The organism is Aliidiomarina taiwanensis (assembly GCF_003987015.1).
Taxonomy (GTDB): Bacteria; Pseudomonadota; Gammaproteobacteria; order Enterobacterales; family Alteromonadaceae; genus Aliidiomarina; species Aliidiomarina taiwanensis.
Genome location: NZ_PIPQ01000001.1, coordinates 278,817 through 302,540 on the forward strand (window position 1 = coordinate 278,817; position 23,724 = coordinate 302,540).

The window sequence follows — 23,724 nt, forward strand, 5'->3', positions numbered from 1 at the left end:
AGATACGGTGAAAACGGGGGAGTAGATGTCACTTGCCCGTTTTTTTATGTTCGGAGGTTAACTTGAGCATCAAAAAGAGCAAGACCGCACGCAAAGCAATTCTCGTTCTTGCTGACGGTACTGTTTTCTACGGAAGCGCCCTTGGCGCAGACGGACAGGCCGTTGGTGAAGTCGTTTTCAATACAGCCATGACAGGCTACCAAGAAATTCTTACAGACCCTTCCTACGCAGAACAAATCATTACCTTCACTTATCCCCATATTGGCAATTACGGCACAAACAATGAAGACGTTGAGTCGAACCAAGTGTGGGCGAAAGCTATGGTTATTCGTGACCGCTCTATGGTAGCGAGTAACTTCCGGAGCAACTTAAGCTTACCTGATTATTTATTGAAACATGGTGTGGTAGGTATTGCAGACGTAGATACGCGGCGACTTACCCACCACATTCGTGAGCATGGCTCCCAGAATGGCTGTGTCATGACCTATGCTGCGGATGCAGAAGCCCCGATAGCTGAAGCACAAGCAGCGGCACAAGGTTTTGGTGGTTTGGCGGGACTTGACTTAGCGAAGGTCACAAGCTGCACAGAAGCTTACCAGTGGGACCAGGGAAGCTGGTTGCTTGAAGAAGGCTTTACAAAGCCTTCTTCAACAGACTTTCATGTGGTTGCCTACGACTTTGGTGCCAAAATGAATATTCTTCGCATGCTCGTGGACCGTGGTTGTAAAGTCACCGTGGTGCCGGCGCAAACACCCGCTGCTGATGTATTATCCATGAACCCAGACGGTATTTTTCTTTCCAATGGACCGGGTGACCCGGGTGCATGCGACTACGCTATTCATGCTATTCAAGAGTTTTTAAAGCAGGGTGTTCCTTTGTTTGGTATCTGCTTAGGGCATCAACTACTGGCGTTGGCCAGCGGTGCAAAAACGATGAAAATGAAGATTGGCCATCATGGTGCAAACCATCCGGTATTAGATATTGCCCATGGGACTGTCATGATTACCAGCCAAAACCATGGCTTCGCGGTTGATGCAGACAGCCTACCAAGTACATTAACAGCGACCCATAAGTCGCTTTTTGATGGTACCTTGCAAGGTATTCGCCACAACGAAAAGCCAGCCTTTGGGTTCCAGGGGCACCCAGAAGCAAGCCCAGGCTCTCGAGATGCTATGCCATTGTTCGATCAGTTTATTGATCTTATGAAACAGCATGCAACAACACACGCACAATCTTAAGGACCTGCTCACACTATGCCAAAACGTACAGATATAAAAAGCATTTTGATTATCGGCGCAGGGCCAATTGTTATTGGCCAAGCTTGTGAGTTCGACTACTCAGGTGCGCAAGCCTGTAAAGCACTCCGAGAGGAAGGCTACCGAGTTATCTTAGTTAACTCGAACCCAGCAACCATAATGACCGATCCTGAAATGGCGGATGCAACCTATATTGAGCCAATTCATTGGGAAGTGGTTGAGAAAATTATTTCAATTGAACGCCCCGACGCTATTTTACCGACAATGGGCGGGCAAACGGCGTTGAACTGTGCGCTCGAGCTTGAACAGTACGGTGTATTAGAAAAGTACAATGTAGAAATGATTGGCGCCACCGCTGACGCGATTGATAAAGCTGAAAACCGTGAACGCTTCGACAAAGCCATGAAGTCGATTGGTTTAGAAACTCCGCAAGCGGAAATTGCGCAAAGCATGGAAGAAGCCTTTGACGTACTCGAGCGTGTAGGTTTCCCCTGTATCATCCGGCCCTCCTTTACCATGGGCGGGAGCGGGGGTGGAATTGCCTACAACCGTGAAGAATTTGAAGAGATTTGTGGTCGAGGCTTAGCCCTTTCCCGCACCAACGAACTGCTTATAGATAAGTCGCTCATTGGCTGGAAAGAATACGAAATGGAAGTGGTGCGCGACAAAAATGACAACTGCATTATTGTTTGCTCCATTGAAAACTTTGACGCCATGGGTATTCACACGGGTGACTCGATTACCGTTGCCCCGGCGCAAACCTTAACCGACCGTGAATACCAAATTATGCGCGATGCCTCACTGGCAGTGTTACGCGAAATAGGTGTTGAAACCGGAGGGGCGAACGTACAGTTTGGTGTGTGCCCGAACACGGGCCGCATGGTGATTATCGAAATGAACCCGCGGGTAAGCCGTTCGTCTGCTTTAGCGTCGAAAGCAACAGGCTTCCCAATTGCTAAAATTGCAGCCAAGCTGGCTGTGGGTTACACCTTAGATGAGCTAGCTAATGACATTACGGGTGGCATTACGCCTGCTTCTTTCGAGCCGACTATTGACTATGTGGTTACCAAAATTCCACGCTTTAACTTCGAAAAGTTTGCTGGCGCGAACGACCGCCTAACCACGCAAATGAAGTCGGTGGGTGAGGTTATGTCGATTGGCCGTAACTTCCAAGAGTCACTGCAAAAAGCACTACGAGGCCTAGAGCTTGGTGCGACCGGTTTAAACCCCATGCTTGACGTGGCTAAGGATGAAAACGCACAGGCTAAAATAGTCCGAGAGCTAACGGAAGCGGGTGCAGAGCGTATTTGGTATATTGGCGACGCATTCCGTGCGGGCATGAGTGTCGAGGAAGTGTATAAACTGACGCACATTGACCCTTGGTACCTTGTGCAAGTTGAAGAACTGATTGCACTTGAAAAGGAAGTTTCAGAGCTAGGCTTGGCAGGCCTTGATGCTGACGCACTGCGCTACTTGAAGCGCAAAGGCTTCGCAGATGCTCGCATTGCTGAAATTCTACACGTAGGTGAACAAGAAATTCGCAAACTACGTGAACAGTTTTCTATTTTCCCTGTGTACAAGCGGGTTGACACCTGTGCAGCTGAGTTCCCTTCGGAAACGGCGTATATGTACTCTACCTATGATGAAGAGTGCGAAGCGCGCCCTTCAGACCGTGAGAAGATTATGGTGATAGGTGGTGGCCCGAACCGAATTGGACAAGGGATTGAGTTCGACTACTGCTGTGTGCACGCGGTTTTAGCTATGCGTGAAGACGGTTACGAAACCATTATGGTGAACTGTAACCCAGAAACCGTTTCCACAGACTATGACACCTCTGATCGCTTATATTTTGAGTCCATTACCTTAGAGGATGTGCTTGAAATAGTGCGTGTTGAACAGCCAAAAGGCGTGATTGTTCAATACGGTGGGCAAACCCCGCTAAAACTAGCCCGTGAGCTTGAAGCCAACGGTGTGCCTATTATTGGTACCTCGCCTGACGCAATTGATCGTTCAGAGGACAGAGAGCGCTTCCAAAGTGCAGTGAACCGTCTGGGTTTATTACAGCCGGAAAACGCCACAGTAACCAACTTTGAAGATGCCATTATCCAGTCACGTCATATTGGCTACCCACTTGTTGTGCGCCCATCCTACGTACTTGGTGGACGCGCCATGGAAATTGTCTATGACGAAGCGGATTTACGCCGTTATATGACAGAGGCTGTGAAGGTGTCGAATGACTCACCTGTACTCCTTGACCGGTTCTTAGATAACGCCATTGAAGTGGACATTGATGCGGTTTGTGACGGTACGGACGTACTCATTGGCGGCATTATGCAGCATATTGAGCAAGCGGGTGTCCACTCGGGTGACTCTGCCTGCTCACTACCGCCTTACTCGCTGAGTGAAGTGATACAAGACGAACTTCGTGAGCAAGTACGTAAGCTTGCCTTTGAGCTCAACGTACGTGGCTTAATGAATACGCAGTTTGCTGTCCAAAACAACAATATTTATTTAATTGAAGTGAATCCGCGAGCAGCACGAACCGTACCGTTTGTGTCAAAAGCCACCGGCATTCCACTTGCGAAAGTAGCAGCGCGTGTTATGGCGGGGCAGTCATTACGTGAACAGGGCTATACCAAGGAAATCATTCCACCGTATTACTCGGTGAAAGAAGTGGTGGTGCCTTTTGCTAAGTTCCAAGGTGTTGACCCAATCCGTGGGCCAGAAATGCGCTCAACGGGCGAAGTGATGGGAGTGGGCGAAAGCTTTGAAGAGGCCTATGCCAAAGCAAACTTAGGGTGTGGCCAAGCGTTACCAGAAAAAGGAAAAGCGCTTCTTTCCGTACGCCCAAGCGATAAACAGCGCGTGGTGGACCTTGCCCGCGGCTTAATTTCCTTAGGCTTTACAGTAGAAGCTACGCGCGGTACAGCCAGCGCCTTAAAAGAAGCAGGCATTCAGTGTACTATAGTGAATAAGCTGCAAGAAGGTCGTCCGAATATTGTTGATGCCATTAAAAATGGTGAATACAGCTATATTGTGAATACAGTAGAAGGGCGCCAGTCGATAACAGACTCTGTGTATTTACGTCGTGAAGCCCTGCTGAGTGGGGTGGTGTATACCATTACGTTGAATGCTGGTTTTGCGACCGTAAAAGCACACACAGTAGATGACAAAGCAAGAGTGTCTTCTTTGCAAGATTTACATGAACGAGTAAAGGATATATGAGGCAAATACCGATGACAGTCGCGGGCGCAGAAGCGCTCCGCGAAGAGTTAGCACGTTTAAAAAGCGAAGACAGGCCGCGCATTATTAATGCGATAGCCGAAGCGCGGGAGCATGGTGACTTAAAAGAAAACGCTGAGTACCATGCAGCGCGTGAACAACAAAGCTTTTGTGAAGGCCGTATTCAAGAAATTGAAGCTAAGCTTTCAAATGCGCAAATTATTGATGTAACGAAACTTCCAGAAACTGGACGGGTGATATTTGGTACTACAGTGACCATCTACAACACCAACACAGATGAAGAAGTAACCTATAAAATAGTGGGCGACGACGAAGCAGATATTAAAAAGAACTTATTGTCTGTGAATTCGCCCATTGCCCGTGCACTTATTGGAAAAAGCGTGGACGATGTCACCATTGTTGGCACACCAAGTGGCGACATTGAGTACGAAATAGTGAGAGTCGAACACATTTAGTGCGAGACTTCACAGAAAACTGATAAAAGCGATGCTGATATAGCGTCGCTTTTTTTGTGGGTTCAGTTTAAGTGCAAGCGCAATGCAATTTATTTCTTTTCTCTGGGCTCAGAGCCTAGGATGCTACGCAGCTCGTTAACGCGGGTGGTGCGCTCTTGTTGACTGGTGGGTTTAGCAAGCTGGTATTCGGGTACGTCTGGAAATACTTTTGCTACCGACATACCTAGTACTTTGGCAATAGATTCAGCCACAAAGCGCGATTTAGCTTGGCGTGACGCCACTTTTGAAATAAGCGAAGGGCTCTTGTCTATTGCTTCCGCTAGCATACTAAAGTCGTAGCCAAGCTTGCCTAGTGCCATTCTTATTTGATCTCTATCCATTGTTTCTCTTATGATGAGTTCAATCGTAGTTCAATAACAGCTCATTTGAAGAGGAAAAGTATTCAAATGAAGAATAAGCAGAATAAACCACAACTCACTAGCGAAATCAAGTCAGTGTATATCGACCTGGATCAAGCCATGGAGCGTTTAGCATTACTTGCGGGGACGCAGCGGCCGACTGAGATTATGCGTTGGATGGGGTTGGGGAGTTCCACGTACACAAATTGGAAGCGCAACAACAGCGTGCCGTATCGCACCATAGTGTGTACGCTCTTGGACAAAGGGATTTCGCTCGATGCATTCTTTTCCCCGAAAAGTAGGTTAAAGGTGCCTGATGAGCTGGTGCTAGCGGAGCGGTCGACACATTACGATGAGGAGTCGTACCAAGACGACATTATTCGGGCTGCCATTGAAAGCAAAAAGTTTCTTGAGCGAGCAGGGCTGCCAGAAAAAGAGCTTTATATTAAATTCTTAGTGGATATTTGGATGTTAAGTCGCGGAGAGATCTTGGCGGATCATGGTGTGCAAAACGCTTTGGTGGAGCATTTTAACCGGCTGGAAGCAAGTGCAGCCGGTTAAAGTCAAAAAAAGCCAGGGTTGTTAGCGTGGTAAGCGCATTTTTGGCTCTGTTGCTGGGCGGTAAAACACAGCGACTTTGCCAATCGATTGCACGAGGTTGGCTTTGGTATGCTCTACAATCGTTAAATAAATCGCTTGGCGAAGCTCCCGGTCGTCTTCAGGAACCTTTACTTTAATTAATTCATGGTGCTCAAGTGCCAGTTCTATTTCTGCTAACACACCTTCGGTAAGACCATTGCCACCTAGCATAACCACGGGCTTTAACGGGTGTGCTGCTGATTTTAAAAACTGCTTTTGTTTGTTACTTAATTCCATAATTTTCCCGATAGCTTGAATTGGCCACTGCCGTCGCCGTTGAATTTCCTGTATTCTACCCCCATATATATAAACGAACCAGTCAGAATCGGCGAGTGGAGTAAAATGGGACAAAAAAAACGTTCAGCGAGCAGCCGCCGCTGGTTAAAAGAGTACTTCTCAGACCCTTATGTTCACAAAGCGCATAAACAAGGTTTGCGGTCGCGGGCGGTATTTAAGCTGGAAGAAATTCAAAAGCGAGACCGAATACTCAAACCAAAGCAAGTGGTGGTCGACTTAGGTGCCGCACCAGGCAGTTGGTCCCAGTATGTTGCCACCTTACAAAATGGCCAAGGGGAAGTGATTGCTTGTGACATTTTGGAAATGGACTCGTTACCCGGTGTGGATTTTTTGCAGGGCGACTTCCGTGAAGAAGCTGTTCTAAATGCCTTGCTAACACGCATAGGTGGTGCAAAGGTAGACGTTGTGCTGTCTGACATGGCGCCCAATATGAGTGGTAATGAGTCCGTGGACATCCCGCGCTCTATGTACTTGGTAGAGCTAGCCTTAGACATGTGCAAACAAGTTTTGAAACCAAACGGCGCATTTGTCGTCAAAGTGTTCCAAGGTGAAGGGTTTGACGCCTTTTTGAAAGATGTACGTAATACTTTTACCACAGTAAAAGTACGTAAGCCTGACTCGTCGCGAGCCCGTTCTCGTGAGGTGTATTTGGTGGCGACTGGGTACAAATTATAGTACCCTAAAGTGATATTTTAGTAGCGAGAGGTAAACGCGTTGAGCGAAATGGCTAAGAATCTCATTCTCTGGTTGGTCATAGCAGTTGTGCTAATGAGCCTATTCCAGGGGTTTGGTCCAAGTGATACGAACACACGGTCTTATGCATACTCTGAGTTTGTCAGTGATGTAAACCGTGGTGATGTGCGTGAAGTCAGCATTAACGAAGCGCAAAAAATGATAACAGCGACAAAGCGTAGCGGTGAAAAAGTTAATACTGTTATGCCAAGTCAAGATCCAGACTTACTGAATGAGCTGTTAACCCAAGGCAATGTCCGTGTGGTGTATGCGGAGCCAGAAAAAAGGAGTTTACTAGGCTCTATCTTTATTTCTTGGTTCCCCATGCTGCTACTTATTGGGGTGTGGATATTCTTCATGCGCCAAATGCAAGGTGGCGGTGGCAAAGGCGCGATGTCCTTTGGTAAAAGCAAAGCGCGCTTAATGGGCGAAGACCAAATTAAAACCACGCTTGCAGATGTTGCAGGTTGTGAAGAAGCCAAAGAAGAAGTTGCAGAACTAGTAGACTTCCTACGTGACCCGTCGAAGTACCAGCGTTTAGGTGGTCAAATACCGAAAGGTGTTCTGATGGTGGGACCACCGGGTACAGGTAAAACCTTGCTGGCGCGTGCGGTAGCAGGTGAAGCGAAAGTCCCTTTCTTCACTATTTCAGGTTCGGACTTTGTTGAAATGTTTGTGGGTGTGGGGGCTTCACGTGTGCGTGATATGTTCGCTCAGGCGAAAAAAGCCGCTCCGTGCATTATCTTCATTGATGAAATAGACGCAGTAGGTCGCCAACGTGGCGCAGGATTAGGTGGTGGGCACGATGAGCGTGAACAAACTCTAAACCAAATGCTAGTTGAAATGGACGGTTTTGAAGGGAATGAAGGTATTATTGTTATTGCTGCAACAAACCGCCCAGACGTGCTAGACCCAGCGTTACTTCGTCCTGGTCGCTTTGACCGTCAAGTAACGGTTGGGCTGCCAGACGTTCGTGGCCGAGAGCAAATTTTGAAGGTACACATGCGTAAAGTACCTTTAGCAGATGACGTGGAAGCGGCACTGATAGCCCGTGGAACGCCAGGCTTCTCAGGTGCGGACCTTGCTAACTTAGTGAACGAAGCGGCCCTGTTTGCTGCGCGTGAAGGACACCGTGTTATTTCAATGGCAGAACTTGAAATGGCAAAAGATAAAATCTTAATGGGTGCCGAGCGGAAGTCTATGGTGATGTCAGAGTCTGAAAAAGAAATGACCGCTTACCATGAAGCAGGCCATGCCATTGTTGGGCGCATTGTGCCAGACCATGACCCTGTGTATAAAGTGTCCATTATTCCGCGAGGACGTGCTTTAGGTGTCACTATGTACTTGCCAGAGCAAGACCGTGTGAGCCACAGCAAGCGTCACTTAGAAAGCATGCTTTCAAGTTTGTACGGTGGCCGTATTGCCGAGCAAATCATTTATGGTGACGAGCATGTGACAACAGGCGCCTCAAATGACATTGAGCGAGCGACAGATATCGCGCGTAAGATGGTCACTCAGTGGGGCTTGTCTGAGAAAATGGGTCCTTTATTATACGCCGAAGAAGACGATCAAGTGTTTTTAGGTCGTTCTGTTGCACAAAACAAGCAGATGTCTGACAGAACTATGGACTTAATTGATGCGGAAATTCGTGAGCTTTGTGACAGAAACTATGACCGAGCAAAAGAGATTCTCGAGCAAAACAAAGATATTCTGCATGCGATGAAAGACGCACTTATGAAATACGAGACGTTAGATGCGGCACAAATAGACGATTTAATGGAACGTCGTCCTGTTCGTGAGCCAGCAAGTTGGCACGACAACTCGAATGACCCCTCGTCGGGCGACTCTGGCAACAAAGTTGTAAAAGATGAGAAAAAACCAGATGCCTGTTTAACAAAACCCGGTGAATCACCAGCAGGTTAACGTTAAAATACCCCGCAAGTCGGGGTATTTTTTTGCTTCTTTTTTTAACCCATGCAGCGGAGTCACAAACCATGCCAGGTCCTACTTTGCCCATAGAGGTGATGGGTATTCTCAATGTAACGCCAGATTCCTTTTCCGATGGCGGTCAATTCAATAATATAGATACAGCCTTGCTTCAAGCCGAACAAATGGTGGCTGATGGCGCCCATTGGCTGGACATAGGGGGGGAGTCAACGCGTCCAGGTGCCTCTGAAGTGTCAGTTCAGGAGGAGCTGGATCGCGTGATCCCAGTGATTGAGCGTATTCGAACTCAGCTTGACGTTAAAGTGTCCGTTGACACAAGCAAAGCCCATGTCATGACGGAAGCTGTGTCTGCTGGTGCTCATATGATCAATGACATTCGTGCACTGCAGGAGCCGGGTGCGCTAACCGCGGCGGCAGCAGCTGGCGTGAAGGTGTGCCTGATGCATATGCAAGGCCAACCCAGAACGATGCAAGCAGACCCGCACTACGAAGATGTCGTGGCAGATATTGTGGACTTTTTTCAGCAGCGTATTCAGCAATGTGAAGCTGCTGGTATACAAAAAAGTCAACTTTTAATTGACCCAGGCTTTGGCTTTGGCAAAACATTAAGGCACAATTACCAACTTTTACAGCGTTTAAGTGCCTTTCACCAACTTGAGCTGCCGCTACTTGTGGGTATGTCGCGTAAGTCGATGTTGGGTAAAGTAACAGGGAAAGGTGTAAATGAGCGCCTTGCAGCAAGTGTTGCAGCGGCGACCATAGCCGCTTTAAAAGGTGCGCACATTATACGAGTACACGATGTGGCTGAGACCATGGATGCAGTAAATATTGTTACTGCCACGTTAACAGGAGATTATAAAGCACATGGGTAAATATTTTGGAACAGACGGCATACGCGGCCATGTGGGCGAGTCGCCTATAACACCTGAGTTCGTTCTTAAGTTAGGTTGGGCCGCAGGTAAAACCTTTGCTGCAAAAGGGAACACCAAAGTACTCATAGGTAAAGACACACGTATTTCAGGTTATATGCTGGAGTCTGCTTTAGAAGCAGGCTTCGCAGCAGCTGGGGTGAATGTCGGCTTTTTAGGTCCTATGCCGACTCCGGGCATTGCTTACATTACCAGTACGTTCCGAGCAGCTGCAGGGATTGTTATTAGCGCCTCACATAACCCTTATTATGACAACGGTATTAAGTTCTTTTCTGACGTTGGTTTTAAGCTATCAGACGAAATGGAAGCGGCCATTGAAAACCTGATAGATCAACCTATGGACTGTGTGTCTTCAGAGAAGCTAGGTCGAGCGACGCGCATTATTGACGCCAGTGGTCGTTACATAGAGTTTTGTAAAAGCATATTCCCTTCAGAACTTTCCTTACGTGGATTAAAGATAGTTGTGGACTGTGCCAACGGTGCAACCTACCAAATAGCGCCCAATGTCTTTAGGGAGCTAGGTGCAGAAGTTATTACCGTGGCCGCGGAGCCTAATGGCTTAAATATTAACGCCGGGTGCGGTGCTACAGACACCAAACTACTTGCCAAGAAAGTGCTTGAACACAAAGCTGATATAGGTTTGGCTTTTGACGGCGATGGCGACCGTATTATGATTATCGACGAAAAAGGGGTCGAAATTGACGGTGATGAAATTGTTTTCGCCTTGGCGAAACAATTATTGACCGCCGGCCAATTGGAAGGTGGAGTGGTTGGGACTCAAATGAGCAACATGGGTTTAGAAGTTGCTCTGGAAAAGTTAGGCGTTCCCTTTGTACGAAGCAAAGTGGGTGACCGCCATGTTATGGAAGCTTTGAATGAACGTCGCTGGTTATTGGGTGGCGAAAACTCGGGTCATGTCATCAACCTGCGATATCACACCACAGGCGACGGTATTTTAGCAGCCCTACAGTTTTTAACAGCGATGGTGCGCAGTAACTCGAAGCCAAGTGAACTGTTAGACGGCATGGTCAAGTTCCCACAAGTGCTAGTGAATGTGCGGTACGAAGCGGGAACCCAACCGGAACAAGCTGACAACGTTCTTTCAGCTGTCGCAGAAGTAGAACGTGCCCTTGGAAAAGAAGGGCGCGTCTTGCTAAGGAAGTCAGGAACTGAACCTTTAATTCGTGTTATGGTTGAGGGCCGAGATGAAGCGAAAGTACGTGCGTTTGCTCAAGAAATCGCTCAAGAAGTTGAAGCGGTGAGCACGGAATAGCCAATCGGTTGGTAAATGGCAAAATTGTTGGCGCAGAAGCTTGTATCAACGCAGGATGTTCGGTACTATCTGCGCCGCTTGATGAATAGGTGAGGAGGCCAGTGTGCGCCAAAACTTGGTGATAGCCAATTGGAAGCTGAACGGTAGTATGGATTTGATAGCAGAGTTCGCCCAAGGCTGGGATACTCTGGTTAGTGCAAATACTGACGCTGTTTTATGCCCCCCGGCTGTATTCCTTGCCGCAGCAAAGGATAAATATCCTAAGCTGGTTTTCGGTGCGCAAACAAGCAGTGCTTACCATGAAGGTGCGTACACAGGTGAACTAGCCGCTAGCATGTTGCGTACAGTGGGTGCTCAGTATGTGTTAGTAGGTCATTCAGAGCGGCGCGCTATATTTGGTGAAACAAACCAGGTTGTCGCAGACAAGATTGTTGCAGCGCAAGAAGCTGATTTAATACCCGTGTTATGCGTAGGTGAAACAGCAGATGAGCGCAATGAACAGCGAACCGAACAGGTTATTTTGCAGCAGCTCGAAGAAGGCTTAGCAAATGCAGATTTAACCCGACTTGTTATTGCTTATGAGCCAGTTTGGGCAATAGGCACTGGCTTGACGGCAAGCCCCGAACAAGCACAAGAAATTCATAAGCTTATTCGTGGTTGGGTAGCGCAAAAGAATGCTACCGTTGCAGAACAAATACAGCTACTTTATGGTGGTAGCGTAAAACCAGCGAATGCAGCTGAGTTGTTCCAGCAAGCAGATATAGATGGTGGTCTGATTGGCGGTGCAAGTTTAAAGCTGGAACAGTTTCAAGCCATTTGTATGGCAGCACAGGAAATATAAGTTATGTATGAGAGTTTGCTCGTAATTTACTTAGTAATTGCCATCGCATTAATTGCGTTGATATTGCTACAAAAAGGAAAAGGCGCAGAAATGGGTGCAGCCTTTGGTTCGGGAGCTTCCAACACTGTGTTTGGTGCAACCGGCTCAGGTAATTTCCTAACACGCTTAACCGCAATATTTGCAGTCAGTTTCTTTTTGTTAAGCTTAATCTTAGGTAACTTCGCAGCACAACAAGGTGCAGACACAAAAGGTGACTTAAACCTAATGTCAGACGAAGTAGTGGAACAGCCGATTCTTCCACCAGGAGAAGGTTAAGTTAAACACATTTTGCCGAAGTGGTGGAATTGGTAGACACGCCACCTTGAGGGGGTGGTGCTCTAACGGGCGTACGAGTTCAAATCTCGTCTTCGGCACCAATTAAAATGCAGTATAAGTTTGGTTAAAATACGCTTTAATTACTGTCTATTAGGTTGTAACTCATAGCGATTTCCCTTATAATGCATGTCATTCGGACGCGGGGTGGAGCAGTCTGGTAGCTCGTCGGGCTCATAACCCGAAGGTCGTAGGTTCAAATCCTGCCCCCGCAACCAGTTCGAGTTCAGTTGAATTGTGTTTAGCCACATAATGAACTCGAGTCGACAGGCTCCTTATAGTTGTAAGCCCCGACTTGAACGGGGCTTTTTGCTATTTACGCTGCGGCTCTTATTTGCTGATATTTGAACTGGGCTTTTTAGCCCTTTTTTTGTTTTTGGAGGTTGCCTTGGCAACATTGGTAGAACGTTTAACAGACATTATTGAACCTGCTGTAGCAGCTGCTGGTTTCGAACTCTTAGGCGTTGAGTTAGTACGTGCTGGCCATGACACCACACTACGGCTATATATAGATCATGAAAATGGTATTACTGTGGACGACTGCGCCCTAGTGAGTAACCAGGTTGGCGCGGTACTGGATGTGGAAGACCCTATCAGTGTTGAGTATAACCTTGAGGTTTCCTCGCCAGGTGCAGACCGCCCGCTATTTAAACTAGCACATTACGAACAACTCTTAGGTGAGAAAATTTCGGTGCAACTACAAACACCTGTTTCAAACCGACGCAAATTAACTGGCGAACTAGCTGCTGTGGAAGGTGAAACAATTACCTTTATAGTGGATGGAAACCCATTCCCTGTTGCTTTCAGCAAAATTAAGAAAGCGAATTTAGTACCGAACTTTGATTAAAACGAGGCAAAGGCATGAATAGAGAAATTTTGCTAGTTGCAGAAGCGGTTTCAAACGAGAAGGGTGTTCCTCGTGAGAAAATATTTGAGGCCCTTGAAATAGCTATAGCAACAGCGACTCGTAAAAAATATGAAGGCGACATTGACGTGCGTGTTGCGATCGATCGCCAAACAGGTGGCTTTGAAACATTCCGCCGCTGGCAGGTTGTTGCTGACCCAGAAGTGAATGAAAGCTTAGAAAACCCTTATGCGCAAATTTCACTGTCTGCAGCGCAAATAGACGACCCTGACATTCAGCCGGGCGATTATATTGAAGACCAAATTGAGTCGATTGAGTTTGACCGTATTACCACTCAAACAGCGAAACAGGTTATTTTCCAAAAGGTACGCGAAGCTGAGCGTGCACAGGTCGTAGAGCAGTACGAAGATAAAGTTGGTGAGTTGGTCAATGCGATTGTTAAGAAGACTTCTCGCGACAATATTATTTTAGACTTAGGTGCTAACGCAGAAGCCGTTATGTTCCGCGACGAAATGTTACCACGCGAAAACTATCGCCCAGGTGACCGTGTTCGTGGTCTATTATTTGATGTGCGTCCAGAAGCACGCGGTGCTCAGCTATTTGTAAGCCGGACCAACCCAGACTTCTTGATCGAACTATTCCGCATTGAAGTGCCAGAAATTGGCGAAGAAATGATTGAAGTGAAAGGTGCAGCTCGTGACCCGGGCTCGCGTGCGAAAATTGCAGTGAAGTCGAATGACCGTCGAATTGACCCGGTTGGCGCTTGTGTTGGTATGCGTGGTGCTCGTGTACAAGCTGTTTCGAGTGAGCTAGGTGGCGAGCGCGTTGATATTGTGCTTTGGGACGACAACCCAGCGCAGTTTGTCATCAATGCTATGGCTCCGGCAGAAGTGGTTTCTATTGTGATGGATGAAGAGTCCCACACAATGGATATAGCTGTAGAAGAGGGCAATTTAGCACAAGCCATTGGACGCAACGGTCAAAACGTTCGTTTAGCAAGCCAGCTGACAGGTTGGGAGTTAAATGTAATGACCATTACAGACTTTAATGCACGTAATGAAGCCGAGTCAGAGCGTTTAATGAAGCTCTTCACAACAGGTTTAGATATTGACGATGACTTTGCTGGCTTATTGATTGAAGAAGGCTTTTCCTCACTGGAGGAAGTGGCCTATGTTCCTGCAGCAGAGCTACTTGCAATCGACGGTCTAAACGAAGAAATTGTTGAAGAATTACGTACTCGAGCCCGTGAATATTTAGCAGAAAACCCTTCTGCTGCTGAAGGTGGAGCCGACGCAGAACCGGATGAGACGCTACTAAACCTAGACGGCCTTGAGCGTGAACTTGCCTTCGCACTAGCAGCGAAAGGGGTGCGAACCCTAGAAGAGCTTGCGGAACAAGGCACAGATGATTTATCAGACATAGAGTCGTTGGACCCAGAGCGTGCTGCAGAACTTATTATGCAAGCCCGTAACATTTGCTGGTTCAGCGAAGAACAAGACAATACGAGTGAGGTGTAATTTAGATGGCAGAAGTAAACTTGAAAGAACTCGCCAGTGAAATTGGTACCTCTGTAGAGAAATTACTACAGCAATTGAGTGACGCCGGTATTAACAAAACAGCGGATGACTCAATAACCGAAGAACAAAAGCAACAGTTGCTAAGTGCGAATAAGCAAGAAGAAAGCGCAACCCCTGAGCGTATGACCCTGACACGTAAAAGCCGCAGCACGCTGAACGTTGGCACAGGTCCTGGGCGCTCGAAAGCTGTGCAAGTAGAAGTTCGGAAAAAACGGACATACGTAAAGCGCAGCACGGCTGAAGAAGAGAAACGCCTTGAAGAAGAACGCTTAGAAGCTGAAGCAAAGGCGAAGGCAGAAGCCGAAGCGCGTGAAAAAGCACAAGCAGAAGCGAAAAAGAAAGAAGAAGAAGCGCAAAAACAGCGTGAAGCGAAGCGGAAAGAGCAAGAAGCTGCAAAAGCTAAAGCAGCAGCCGCAGCTGCAGAGCGTTCGCCAGAAGAAACCGCGGCCCTCGAAAAGGCCCGTGCTGAGGAAGAACGTTTGCGTAAAATTCAAGAAGCTGAGTTGGCAAAGAAAGCCAATGAAGAGGCTGAGAAGCTCGCCGCAGAAGCTCGTCGCTTAGCGGAAGAGAACCAAGCTCGCTGGGAAGAAGAAGAGAAAAAACGGAAAAAAGCGGAAGAAGAAGAGGTGTATGTCACCACTTCAGAAACGGCAAAGCTAGCTGAACAGCAGCAAGACTCTGAAGAAGAAAGCCGTACCGCACGCCGTAAGAAAACCAAACAGCGTAAGACCAAAGAAGAAGAAGGTCAGCCACGCCGTGAACGTCGCCGTAAAGGTGGCAAAATGAAGGCACCACAGTCTTTGCAGCATGGCTTTAATAAACCAGCTGCGCCTGTAACCCGTGAGGTACGCTTAACAGAAACCATGACGGTGGCAGAGCTTGCCAACCGCATGTCTATTAAAGCCACCGAACTTATCAAAACCATGATGAAAATGGGTGAAATGGTGACCATTAACCAAGTGCTGGACCAAGAAACAGCAGCGCTTGTGGTTGAAGAGCTAGGTCACACACCTGTAGTGGTTCAAGACAACGCGTTAGAAGAGTCGGTATTGAGCGATCGGGGTGACGAAGGTGAGTTATTACCGCGTGCACCTGTGGTAACCGTTATGGGTCACGTAGACCATGGTAAAACCTCACTGCTCGACTATATTCGTAAAGCCAAAGTGGCGGACGGAGAAGCCGGCGGAATTACCCAGCATATTGGTGCATACCACGTTGACACAGGTCACGGTATGATTACCTTCCTAGACACACCTGGCCACGCAGCCTTTACCTCTATGCGTGCTCGTGGTGCAAGTGCTACGGATGTTGTTATTCTTGTGGTGGCTGCGGACGATGGCGTTATGCCACAAACCGTTGAAGCAATTCAGCACGCAAAAGCGGCGAATGTGCCACTGATTGTGGCAGTGAATAAAATGGATAAGCCAACGGCTGATCCAGACCGTATTAAAAATGAACTTTCGCAGCACAATGTGTTGTCGGAAGAGTGGGGCGGTGATGTCCAATTTGTTCATGTTTCTGCAAAAGCAGGTACCAACATGGACGCACTGCTTGAAGCTGTCTTGTTACAAGCTGAATTACTCGACTTGAAAGCCAGCCGTGAAGGCATGGCCCAGGGCGTTGTGATTGAGTCTCGCCTTGATAGAGGTCGTGGTCCAGTCGCTTCTGTGTTAGTTCAAAGTGGTACCCTGAAGCGTGGCGACATCGTACTTTGTGGTCTTGAGTATGGCCGTATTCGTGCAATGCGTAACGAACTCGGGCGTGACGTTGAAACAGCCGGCCCGTCTATACCTGTGGAAATACTTGGTTTATCAGGTGTTCCTGCTGCGGGTGACGAAGTGACCGTTGTGAAAGATGAGCGTAAAGCACGTGAAGTGTCTAACTACCGCCAAGGTAAGTACCGCGACGTGAAGCTTGCTCGCCAGCAGAAAGCGAAGCTAGAAAACATGTTTAGTAACATGGAAGAAGGCGACGTGGCAGAGCTGAACATCGTCTTGAAATCAGACGTACAAGGTTCACTCGAAGCCATCACCGAGTCTCTGACCACATTATCAACAGACGAAGTGAAGGTGAATATTGTTGGTAGCGGTGTTGGTGGTATCACTGAGACGGACATTTCATTGGCCGGCGCTTCCAATGGTATCGTGCTTGGCTTTAACGTACGTGCCGACGCAACCGCCCGTCGTACAGCTGAAAATGAAGGCATTGAATTACGCTACTACAGTGTAATTTACGACTTAATCGAAGAGATTAAGCAAGCCATGTCAGGCATGTTAGCACCTGAGTTTAGACAAGAGATTATTGGCCTTGCAGAAGTGCGTGATGTCTTTAAGTCACCTCGTATTGGTGCCATTGCAGGTTGTATGGTAACCGAGGGCGTGGTGAAGCGTTCAGCGCCTATACGTGTACTGCGTGATAACATTGTTATTTACGAAGGCGAGCTTGAGTCGTTGCGTCGCTTTAAAGACGACGTACAAGAAGTTCGTAACGGTATGGAATGTGGTATTGGCGTTAAGAACTATAATGACGTCAAAGTAGGTGACCAAATCGAAGTATTTGAAACTGTTGAAGTTGAACGTACTTTATAAATAACACCTTCTGTAGCCGGCCGGTGTTCGCACTGGTCGGCTTTTTATTTTAGGAGTATATCGCATGGCAGATTACAAACGAGTCGACCGTTTTTCGCAGCAATTGCAACGAGAAATAGCGGTAATTTTACAGCGTGAAATAAAAGACCCACGTGTGGTTATGCCGACAGTTTCAGGTGTAGACGTATCTCGTGACTTATCTTACGCGAAAGTATTTATTACTTTTTTAAATGACGACGAAGAAAGTGTAACGGAAGGGTTAAGCGTACTAAATGATGCTGCTGGATATATTCGCTCATTGCTTGGTAAGCGCATTTCTTCTCGGGTAACACCGAATGTAAAATTCGTTTACGATTCGTCGACAAGTGAAGGCATGCGGATGGCCAGTTTGGTCAAAAGTGCTTTAGCGGACGATGAGAAAAAAAAGAGCAAGTCTGATAAACAGGACGATTAAGTGGCCCGCCGTAGAAAAAATGCCCGTGCTATTCATGGCATGGTGTTAGTTGATAAGCCCACTGGAATGACATCAAACCGTGTGGTGCAAATAGTTCGCCGAATTTTCAATGCGAGTACTGCAGGCCATACAGGCGCACTCGACCCTTTAGCGACGGGTATGCTGCCTGTTTGTTTAGGTGAGGCCACCAAGTTTTCGCAGCTCATGTTAGAAGCGGATAAGGCCTACCGTGTGGTCGCTAAACTCGGTGAGCGTACCGACACCAGCGATGCTGACGGTACTGTCGTAGAACGTCATCCAGTGAATATTACTGAAGCAGACGTGCTAGCCGCTTTACCCCAATTTCGGGGGGATATTCAGCAAATCCCTTCCATGTTTTCTGCTCTTAAATACGAAGGGAAGCCCTTGTATGAGTATGCCCGCGCTGGCAAAACCGTACCTCGTAAAGCCCGTGACATAACAGTGTATTCCCTTGAGCTTGTGGAATTTACCGGCGACACAGCCACTATGGATGTACATTGTAGTAAAGGCACCTATATACGTACGATTGTCGATGACCTAGGTCAGGCGTTAGGTTGCGGGGCCCATGTGCAACAACTTCGTCGTACCGCCATTGAAAACTTCCCGGTTGACAAAATGATCACCTTAGAAGCTCTTGAAAAGGCTGCTGAAGACGGACCTCCGGACGAACTGTTGTTGCCGATGGATATGACGGCGATGGAGTTGCCTGCTTTGTCCCTAGATGAGCGGGAAGTAAGAAACTTTGTTCACGGACAGCCCATACGACGAACGGAAGCAGGTGACTTATTTCGTGTTTATGCGGGTAATGGCGACTTTTGGGGCGTGGCAGAACGTCGTCAAGACGGAGACCTATGGCCCCGACGCGTGGTGGTTCGCTAAGGATTTAATTAAAACACCTTGAAAAATAATGGCAGCGAACGTATAATTCGCGCCTATTTCGCCCAAGCTGAATTAGTGATTGGCTGGGGTTCATTCAAACTGGAGAATAATGATGTCACTAACCGTTGAACAGAAAGCTCAAATCGTTAAAGAATATGCTCGCGCTGAAGGCGACACAGGTTCACCTGAAGTTCAGGTAGCTTTGCTAACGGCTCAAATTCTTGGCCTACAAGACCACTTTAAAGAGCACAAGCATGACCACCACTCACGTCGTGGTTTGTTACGCATGGTAAGCCAGCGTCGTAAATTGCTTGACTACCTAAAAGGTAAAGACTTAAATCGCTATGCCGATTTAATCAAGCGCTTAGGACTTCGTCGCTAAGACGGGTTCAACCAAAGGGGCCATGGGCCCCTTTTTTGTTTTTAAGTTCCAGATGAAGATTTCTGTTAATGGCTTTCTTCTGTATACTATGTCAGAAGTTAATCAAAATATTTAAGTAGTATGTCAAGGCGCTGTTATCTGGTGTCAGTAAGTGAGCCCGGGTTGGGCGTTAAATGTAAGTAAGTGAAGGAAAATATAGTGAATCCTATAATTAAACAATTTCAATATGGTCAGCACACCGTAACATTAGAAACAGGCGCAATTGCACGCCAAGCAAGTGGCGCTGTCATGGTCACCATGGACGACACCTCAGTTTTAGTGACTGTGGTAGGAAAAAAAGACGCTAAAGCCGATCAAGACTTTTTCCCTTTGACGGTGAACTACCAGGAGCGTACGTACGCTGCAGGTAAAATACCAGGTGGTTTCTTTAAGCGTGAAGGTCGCCCGAGTGAAGGTGAAACACTCACCAGTCGTCTTATTGACCGTCCTATTCGTCCACTATTCCCGGAAGGCTTCTTCAACGAAGTACAAATTATTGCCACTGTAATGTCAGTGAACCCTGAAGTGGCACCGGACATTGTTGCGTTAATTGGTACCTCAGCAGCCCTTGCCATTTCTGGCTTGCCATTTAATGGCCCGATTGGTGCTGCGCGTGTGGGTGTATTAAACAACGAGTATGTTTTAAACCCTTCGCAGACAGATCTAACTGAATCTGCACTTGACCTTGTAGTAGCAGGTACTGAGTCTGCTGTGCTTATGGTTGAGTCAGAAGCAAGCATTTTAAGTGAAGACGTAATGCTAGGTGCCGTGATGTATGGTCACGAACAACTGCAAAGCGTGATTACGGCTGTCAACGAATTTGCTGCCGAAGTAAACACGCCGAAGTGGGACTGGCAGCCAGCTGCAAGCAATGACGCGCTTATTGAAAAAGTGCGTGCCTTCGCTGCAGACCGTATTGGCCAAGCGTACACCATCTCAGACAAAGCAGAGCGTCGTGACGCACTAGCCGCATTGCGCAATGAAATGCTGGAAGCTTTTAAAGCGGAAGATGAAGAGCTAAATGAAAAAGAAGCCGCTGATATTTTCCACGACATAGAGTCGGACGTAGTTCGTAGCCGTATTATTGCGGGTGAGCCACGTATTGATGGCCGTGAACCAGACATGGTACGTGGCTTACACGTGGGTACGGGCGTGCTTCCACGTACACACGGTTCTGCTTTGTTTACTCGTGGTGAAACACAGGCACTCGTGGTTGCAACGCTTGGTACTGAGCGTGACGCACAAAACATTGATGAAGTACTAGGCGCGCGTCAAGACCGCTTTATGCTGCACTACAACTTCCCTCCTTACTGTGTAGGTGAAACAGGGTTTGTAGGTTCGCCTAAACGTCGTGAAATTGGTCATGGTCGCCTTGCTAAGCGTGGTGTTATGGCGGTTATGCCGGATGCTGAAGAATTCCCGTACACAGTACGTGTTGTAGCTGAAGTCACTGAGTCGAATGGTTCAAGCTCCATGGCTTCTGTATGTGGTACTTCACTCGCACTGATGGACGCTGGTGTACCCATTAAAGCTTCTGTTGCTGGTATTGCAATGGGCTTAGTGAAAGAAGGCGACAAACACGTTGTACTTTCAGACATTCTAGGTGACGAAGACCACTTAGGTGACATGGACTTTAAAGTTGCAGGAACAACGGAAGGTATTACTGCACTGCAAATGGACATTAAAATTGAAGGTATTACCAAAGACATTATGCAGCAAGCACTAGCGCAAGCTAAAGCGGCACGTTTGCATATTCTTAAGGTAATGGACGAAGCGCTAGGTGATGCACGTTCTGAAGTGTCGAGTTTTGCGCCGCGTTTCCACGTGATGAAGATCAACCCTGAGAAAATTCGTGACGTCATAGGTAAAGGTGGTGCGGTTATCCGTGAGTTAACCGAGTCAACCAATACCAATATTGAAATTAACGATGACGGTACCATCAAAATTGCTGCAACAGATGCAGCCGATGCGCAAGCCGCGGTTGATAAGATAGAAGCCATTACTGCAGACGTAGAAGTGGGTCGTATTTACGAAGGTAAAGTTGCTCGAGTTGTGGACTTTGGTGCGTTTGTAACCATTCTTCCAGGTAAAGACGGTCTTGTGCACATTTCTCAAATCGCAGAAGAGCGTGTTGAGAATGTGAGTGACTACCTAGAAGTTGGCCAAACTGTAAGTGTGAAAGTGCTTGAAATTGACCGCCAAGGTCGTGTGCGCTTAAGCATGAAAGAAGCAGCGCCAAAGGCTGAAGAACAGCCAGCCGAGTAAGCAGCATTGTAAGTTTATTATTAAAAACCGCCTTCGGGCGGTTTTTTTATTGGAACTCAATGCACTTTCCTTCCTGCTATGATGTAATGAAGCAATTCATTGATTGTTGGAGTTTCTTGTGTACCGAGTATTAGCCATAGTGTCTGTGTTATTTATTGCTGGTTGCTCCGCACTGCCAGAGCAAGGCAATGCTAAAGTTGTAACTGAACCGACTAAACAAGCCAACAGCCGGCCTGAACTTCCCCTGGTAGAGCCAGCTCAGCCTTCTCAGGCTCGTCAGGCTGAGGCTGCGCAGTTAAGTCAATTACTTGAAAACGGTGAGCTTACAGACGAGCAGCGAAAAATAGCGCTGTACCGCCGTGGCGTGGTGTTTGATGCCTTAGGGCTGCCTTCTCTGGCCTCGTTAGATATGAACCGGGTACTGGAAATTGACCCAGCAATGGCAGAAGCGTGGCACTACTTGGGCGTGTTTTATATGCAGCATGGTAACTACAACAGTGCCTATGAAGCGTTTGACAGCGTCATAGAGTTGCAACCCAACCACGACTACGTTTACCTGAATCGTGGGCTTGCTTCTTATTACGACGAGCAGTATGAGTTGGCTTTAAACGACTTTGCCGACTATTACTTTCAAGAGCCTTCAGACCCATACCGCATTGCCTGGTATTACTTTGCAGCGTATGAACTTGATGCAGGGCGTGCTGAAGAGCAGTTACGCCAGCAACTAGAAGGCGTCCCGGCGGACACTTGGGGTGGCTTGGTTGTCCGTTTCTTGGCGGACAAAGCGTCAGCCCAAGAGCTTATTCAAGAAGCGTTTTCTGATATAAACAGCCATGAAGACTTAGTAAGCCGACTTTGTGAAGCCTATTTTTATTTAGGCAAAAAGGCCGCAATGACTGGCGACACGGAAACAGCGCTTAATTTCTTCAAGCTTACTTTAATGACCAATGTATACCCATTTATTGAATATCGGGTTGCTCGCTCTGAGCTTTATAAATTACGTGCAACCTTAACGGATTAGGGTGAGACAAACGTGAAACGAGCATGGCTATTGCTTGTAGGGCTTGCGTTTTGTGTCACGGCAAGTGCACCGACTTTTTCTCAGAATCAAAGTCGGTTCTACTTGACCCTTGCTGCAGAGCAGGGGCATCGGCAAGCCATGTTCAGCTTGGCATTGAACTATCAGCAACATCAGCACATTTCGACGGCTCGACACTGGCTGCAGCAAGCTCTTTATGCTGGGCACCCGCAGGCGTTAAATTACCTGATTAGCTGGTTTCCACAGCATGAAAAGCAATGGTTACGGCAGGCCGCCGCTTATGGGCACCCAGACGGTTTGGTTTTTCATTGGTTAGAAAACAGCACACCCCCCGAACAGGTGTCGCTTTCTCCGTTACAGCTTCGTCAACTTTCGCCCTTAGGTCGCTCTTTGCTTGCTCATTATAGCTTTCAGTACGATGCGCCCGCTCACTTACCCCACTGGCGTGCGTTAGCTCCTTCACAACCTCGATGGCGGGAGCGCATTCAAGGCGATGAAGTGCTACGCCGAACACAGCAGCCATGCCATTTTAACCTGCGTCTGTACACACAGAGCAAACAGCCCCAGCAACTGCTTTCTTGGCTTGCCAAACTTGATACTTTCTTTGCTAGTCGAGGGTACCGCTTGTGTGCCAGCAAGCAAGTTTTAGATCCGTCAGTAAACTGTTCGCCGCAAACAAGTAGAGCCTACTGTCAGCTTACTATGAAGCGTACACAACCCGTGTCAGTGGTTGTTACGGAGCAAGGCGACGCCAACACCCGCAATGGTGTTGTCTATATTAACCAACATACGCATTGGCGGGTGTTATTGCATGAGTTAGGTCATGCTTTAGGTCTTGCGGACGAATATCCCATGAGTCAGGATCTGGCACAAAGTTTTTGTGCCGGGCAATATAATTTCTATGCGCGAAATATTATGGTTGCGGAGCCACGGCTTTATTCTCAACAGTCGGTTCATGACTTGTCACAACAGGTTCCTTGGCAGCAAGACTTAACAACAGCAATAGCGCAACCCGTTCGTATACAGGCAGGAGAGTACTTTCGGCTGGGTTCGAACGAGCCGCAGCACGTTGGCTTATTTCCTGCCAGTACCTGCGCCCAGACACCCGCTCAGGCCTGGAAGCCTTTTGCTCAGCAAACGTTTATGGAGTATCACCACGCCCAGTTTATACCGGACTTGTACCTTCAGTGGATGGCCGAGGCGATGGCGCTTCGGGAATAAAAAAGGCCCTCT

The 23,724-nt window shown here is 47.6% G+C and carries 21 protein-coding genes and 2 tRNA genes; 21 read left to right on the forward strand and 2 right to left on the reverse strand.

Features of this window, described 5'->3' with window-relative positions; all coding sequences use genetic code 11:
* Window positions 1-62 precede the first annotated feature (62 nt).
* From carA to greA, 3 genes are read left to right on the forward strand one after another with little or no spacing between them, the layout of a single operon-like run.
* Window positions 63-1,238, forward strand: coding sequence for a glutamine-hydrolyzing carbamoyl-phosphate synthase small subunit (gene carA, locus CWE15_RS01260; protein WP_126756245.1), 1,176 nt, complete (start codon window positions 63-65; stop codon window positions 1,236-1,238).
* Window positions 1,239-1,253: 15 nt separating this feature from the next.
* On the forward strand, window positions 1,254-4,481 hold the full coding sequence (gene carB / locus CWE15_RS01265) for a carbamoyl-phosphate synthase large subunit (RefSeq protein WP_126756246.1): 3,228 nt from the start codon (window positions 1,254-1,256) through the stop codon (window positions 4,479-4,481).
* Window positions 4,478-4,954 carry a transcription elongation factor GreA gene (gene greA, locus CWE15_RS01270; RefSeq protein WP_126756247.1) on the forward strand — a complete coding sequence of 159 codons (477 nt, stop codon included), beginning with the start codon at window positions 4,478-4,480 and terminating at the stop codon, window positions 4,952-4,954. The genes carB and greA overlap by 4 nt, the downstream gene beginning before the upstream one ends.
* 89 nt (window positions 4,955-5,043) lie before the next feature.
* Here the strand turns inward: greA and CWE15_RS01275 are convergent, their stop codons facing one another.
* On the reverse strand, window positions 5,044-5,334 hold the full coding sequence (locus CWE15_RS01275) for an XRE family transcriptional regulator (protein WP_126756248.1): 291 nt from the start codon (window positions 5,332-5,334) through the stop codon (window positions 5,044-5,046).
* A 66-nt stretch (window positions 5,335-5,400) separates the two neighbouring features.
* On the opposite strand from CWE15_RS01275, the gene CWE15_RS01280 reads away from it, so the two are divergent.
* On the forward strand, window positions 5,401-5,913 hold the full coding sequence (locus tag CWE15_RS01280) for a hypothetical protein (RefSeq protein WP_126756249.1): 513 nt from the start codon (window positions 5,401-5,403) through the stop codon (window positions 5,911-5,913).
* A gap of 21 nt (window positions 5,914-5,934) precedes the next feature.
* On the opposite strand, the gene yhbY is transcribed toward CWE15_RS01280, so the two are convergent.
* Window positions 5,935-6,228, reverse strand: a complete 294-nt coding sequence (gene yhbY / locus CWE15_RS01285) for a ribosome assembly RNA-binding protein YhbY (protein ID WP_126756250.1) — start codon at window positions 6,226-6,228, stop codon at window positions 5,935-5,937.
* A gap of 105 nt (window positions 6,229-6,333) precedes the next feature.
* On the opposite strand from yhbY, the gene rlmE reads away from it, so the two are divergent.
* The 17 genes from rlmE (at window position 6,334) to CWE15_RS01370 (ending at window position 23,712) form a co-directional block, all read left to right on the forward strand.
* Complete coding sequence (gene rlmE / locus CWE15_RS01290; RefSeq protein ID WP_126756251.1) at window positions 6,334-6,963, forward strand: 23S rRNA (uridine(2552)-2'-O)-methyltransferase RlmE; 630 nt, start codon at window positions 6,334-6,336, stop codon at window positions 6,961-6,963.
* Between the two features lie 39 nt (window positions 6,964-7,002).
* A complete protein-coding gene (ftsH, locus tag CWE15_RS01295) occupies window positions 7,003-8,943 on the forward strand; it encodes an ATP-dependent zinc metalloprotease FtsH (protein WP_126756252.1) in 1,941 nt (646 codons plus the stop codon).
* Between the two features lie 71 nt (window positions 8,944-9,014).
* Window positions 9,015-9,839 (forward strand): dihydropteroate synthase, encoded by an 825-nt coding sequence (folP, locus tag CWE15_RS01300; RefSeq protein ID WP_126756253.1) that lies wholly within the window; start codon window positions 9,015-9,017, stop codon window positions 9,837-9,839.
* On the forward strand, window positions 9,832-11,169 hold the full coding sequence (glmM, locus tag CWE15_RS01305; protein ID WP_126756254.1) for a phosphoglucosamine mutase: 1,338 nt from the start codon (window positions 9,832-9,834) through the stop codon (window positions 11,167-11,169). The genes folP and glmM overlap by 8 nt, the downstream gene beginning before the upstream one ends.
* A gap of 103 nt (window positions 11,170-11,272) precedes the next feature.
* On the forward strand, window positions 11,273-12,010 hold the full coding sequence (gene tpiA / locus CWE15_RS01310; RefSeq protein ID WP_241971825.1) for a triose-phosphate isomerase: 738 nt from the start codon (window positions 11,273-11,275) through the stop codon (window positions 12,008-12,010).
* A gap of 3 nt (window positions 12,011-12,013) precedes the next feature.
* Entirely contained in the window at window positions 12,014-12,325 is a 312-nt protein-coding gene (gene secG / locus CWE15_RS01315; RefSeq protein WP_126756255.1) for a preprotein translocase subunit SecG, read from the forward strand.
* Between the two features lie 14 nt (window positions 12,326-12,339).
* Window positions 12,340-12,426: transfer RNA gene (locus CWE15_RS01320), tRNA-Leu, on the forward strand.
* 97 nt (window positions 12,427-12,523) lie between these two features.
* Window positions 12,524-12,600: transfer RNA gene (locus CWE15_RS01325), tRNA-Met, on the forward strand.
* Window positions 12,601-12,770: 170 nt separating this feature from the next.
* Window positions 12,771-13,229: a ribosome maturation factor RimP gene (gene rimP, locus CWE15_RS01330; protein WP_126756256.1), complete on the forward strand. Its 459-nt coding sequence runs from the start codon at window positions 12,771-12,773 to the stop codon at window positions 13,227-13,229.
* Window positions 13,230-13,243: 14 nt separating this feature from the next.
* The gene (nusA, locus tag CWE15_RS01335) at window positions 13,244-14,764 is read left to right on the forward strand and encodes a transcription termination factor NusA (protein ID WP_126756257.1); all 1,521 of its coding nucleotides are present in this window, start codon (window positions 13,244-13,246) and stop codon (window positions 14,762-14,764) included.
* Between the two features lie 5 nt (window positions 14,765-14,769).
* Window positions 14,770-17,412 (forward strand): translation initiation factor IF-2, encoded by a 2,643-nt coding sequence (infB, locus tag CWE15_RS01340; protein ID WP_126756258.1) that lies wholly within the window; start codon window positions 14,770-14,772, stop codon window positions 17,410-17,412.
* Window positions 17,413-17,476: 64 nt separating this feature from the next.
* Complete coding sequence (gene rbfA, locus CWE15_RS01345; RefSeq protein WP_126756259.1) at window positions 17,477-17,866, forward strand: 30S ribosome-binding factor RbfA; 390 nt, start codon at window positions 17,477-17,479, stop codon at window positions 17,864-17,866.
* A 39-nt stretch (window positions 17,867-17,905) separates the two neighbouring features.
* A complete protein-coding gene (truB, locus tag CWE15_RS01350) occupies window positions 17,906-18,766 on the forward strand; it encodes a tRNA pseudouridine(55) synthase TruB (RefSeq protein WP_206750090.1) in 861 nt (286 codons plus the stop codon).
* 112 nt (window positions 18,767-18,878) lie between these two features.
* Window positions 18,879-19,148, forward strand: a complete 270-nt coding sequence (rpsO, locus tag CWE15_RS01355; RefSeq protein WP_126756835.1) for a 30S ribosomal protein S15 — start codon at window positions 18,879-18,881, stop codon at window positions 19,146-19,148.
* A 198-nt stretch (window positions 19,149-19,346) separates the two neighbouring features.
* On the forward strand, window positions 19,347-21,452 hold the full coding sequence (gene pnp, locus CWE15_RS01360) for a polyribonucleotide nucleotidyltransferase (protein WP_126756261.1): 2,106 nt from the start codon (window positions 19,347-19,349) through the stop codon (window positions 21,450-21,452).
* A 118-nt stretch (window positions 21,453-21,570) separates the two neighbouring features.
* The gene (gene nlpI / locus CWE15_RS01365; protein ID WP_126756262.1) at window positions 21,571-22,473 is read left to right on the forward strand and encodes a lipoprotein NlpI; all 903 of its coding nucleotides are present in this window, start codon (window positions 21,571-21,573) and stop codon (window positions 22,471-22,473) included.
* A gap of 12 nt (window positions 22,474-22,485) precedes the next feature.
* Window positions 22,486-23,712, forward strand: a complete 1,227-nt coding sequence (locus CWE15_RS01370) for an SEL1-like repeat protein (RefSeq protein ID WP_126756263.1) — start codon at window positions 22,486-22,488, stop codon at window positions 23,710-23,712.
* Window positions 23,713-23,724: the final 12 nt, after the last annotated feature.

Bases quoted from the DNA above. Each gene is read 5' to 3' on its own strand.
- CWE15_RS01275 (WP_126756248.1), bottom strand. From the start codon at position 5,334: ATGGATAGAGATCAAATAAGAATGGCACTAGGCAAGCTTGGCTACGAC.
- truB (WP_206750090.1), top strand. From the start codon at position 17,906: ATGGTGTTAGTTGATAAGCCCACTGGAATGACATCAAACCGTGTGGTG.
- CWE15_RS01280 (WP_126756249.1), top strand. From the start codon at position 5,401: ATGAAGAATAAGCAGAATAAACCACAACTCACTAGCGAAATCAAGTCA.
- glmM (WP_126756254.1), top strand. From the start codon at position 9,832: ATGGGTAAATATTTTGGAACAGACGGCATACGCGGCCATGTGGGCGAG.
- rpsO (WP_126756835.1), top strand. From the start codon at position 18,879: ATGTCACTAACCGTTGAACAGAAAGCTCAAATCGTTAAAGAATATGCT.
- carB (WP_126756246.1), top strand. From the start codon at position 1,254: ATGCCAAAACGTACAGATATAAAAAGCATTTTGATTATCGGCGCAGGG.
- folP (WP_126756253.1), top strand. From the start codon at position 9,015: ATGCCAGGTCCTACTTTGCCCATAGAGGTGATGGGTATTCTCAATGTA.
- greA (WP_126756247.1), top strand. From the start codon at position 4,478: ATGAGGCAAATACCGATGACAGTCGCGGGCGCAGAAGCGCTCCGCGAA.
- secG (WP_126756255.1), top strand. From the start codon at position 12,014: ATGTATGAGAGTTTGCTCGTAATTTACTTAGTAATTGCCATCGCATTA.
- infB (WP_126756258.1), top strand. From the start codon at position 14,770: ATGGCAGAAGTAAACTTGAAAGAACTCGCCAGTGAAATTGGTACCTCT.
- rlmE (WP_126756251.1), top strand. From the start codon at position 6,334: ATGGGACAAAAAAAACGTTCAGCGAGCAGCCGCCGCTGGTTAAAAGAG.
- yhbY (WP_126756250.1), bottom strand. From the start codon at position 6,228: ATGGAATTAAGTAACAAACAAAAGCAGTTTTTAAAATCAGCAGCACAC.
- rbfA (WP_126756259.1), top strand. From the start codon at position 17,477: ATGGCAGATTACAAACGAGTCGACCGTTTTTCGCAGCAATTGCAACGA.
- nusA (WP_126756257.1), top strand. From the start codon at position 13,244: ATGAATAGAGAAATTTTGCTAGTTGCAGAAGCGGTTTCAAACGAGAAG.